The sequence below is a fragment of the Candidatus Obscuribacterales bacterium genome (assembly GCA_036703605.1).
Classification (GTDB): domain Bacteria; phylum Cyanobacteriota; class Cyanobacteriia; order RECH01; family RECH01; genus RECH01.
This window is the reverse complement of record DATNRH010000027.1, coordinates 1-1,051: the sequence shown is the minus strand read 5'-3', so window position 1 is coordinate 1,051 and position 1,051 is coordinate 1. Positions and strand designations below refer to the sequence as shown.

Here is a 1,051-nt window from a genome sequence, read left to right as displayed (position 1 = left end):
ACACCCAATCCTCTGCCGCTATCGGTGGTCTGGTCGGTGATATTCTCTCTGCAGGCGCTGGCAAGCTGATCGACTACGGCTTGAGCTTCCTATAATCAAAGGACACGTAAATGAATAACGAACCAATGCGTTTGGCTATACAGAACATCAATGATCTTATGCAGGAGAGTGAAGCTCCGAATGAGGCAATTGATGACATGGTTGATGACGGTGTGCGGGGCATCATGGCTCGGCGCAAGCCTGTGACCAAGCCTACGTCAAACACTAAAGATGAAAGCCCACTCAATTACATTGCAAACTACGTGCGCTTCATCCGTGAGAAAGCAGGAGTACAGTAATGAAGGACGTTCTACCCATTGCACCCGTGCCGGGTCAGGGGCTTACATCTAAGCTAGGCTCTCGCCCGTGGCAGCGTCCTCCTCAGTACCCTACTGTGGAAGGTGCTATCGAATACTACATGCCCAAGATCACTGACCCCAAGAAGGCTGGTAGGATCATCGATCTGTTGGAGCAGGGTTTCCCTGTCACTTCCTTTGTACAGATTCTGACAATGGGCGGTGTAGGAAACGGCATCCATACTATTGACGTTGCTGTACTCATCGCCCCTGTGCTGCACGAGGCCCTTGTTCAAATGGCCCGTGAGGTTGGAGTGGAAGTTAACACTGGACTAGAAGGCGACGGTGATGATTCACCTGATCCCTTGATGATCAAGACTGCTGTGAAGGCAGCTAAGTCTCTACCTCCTAAGGTGGAAGACAAGCTGGAAGAGCAGGAAGAAGTTGAGGAAGTAACGCAGGGGCTTATGTCTCGGAGGAAGAAGTAATGGCATTTTATCTTGGTGCAGCTATTGGTGGTGCTGCTCAACAGATCACCGACAACCGTGTAAAGGATCGTGAAAACGCTCAACGTATGCTTGAGAAGCGTATGGACTATTGGATGGCTAATGGTCAGGACTTGATGAAGGAGCGCCGCACCAAGAAGGATAAGCTGGTCAGCATCTACAATCAGGCTAACCAGTTGGGTCTGTCAGATGATCAGGCAGAGAAGCTTA

General features: G+C 50.3%; 3 protein-coding genes. All 3 read left to right on the top strand.

What is annotated here, in order from left to right; translation table 11 throughout:
- The first annotated feature begins 110 nt into the window (after positions 1-110).
- Positions 111-338 (top strand): hypothetical protein, encoded by a 228-nt coding sequence (locus V6D20_00705; protein ID HEY9814317.1) that lies wholly within the window; start codon positions 111-113, stop codon positions 336-338.
- 119 nt (positions 339-457) lie between these two features.
- Positions 458-823, top strand: coding sequence for a hypothetical protein (locus V6D20_00700; protein HEY9814316.1), 366 nt, complete (start codon positions 458-460; stop codon positions 821-823).
- Positions 823-1,051 (top strand): hypothetical protein (locus V6D20_00695; protein ID HEY9814315.1); only part of this gene is annotated, 229 nt, incomplete at its 3' end. The genes V6D20_00700 and V6D20_00695, both read left to right, overlap by 1 nt.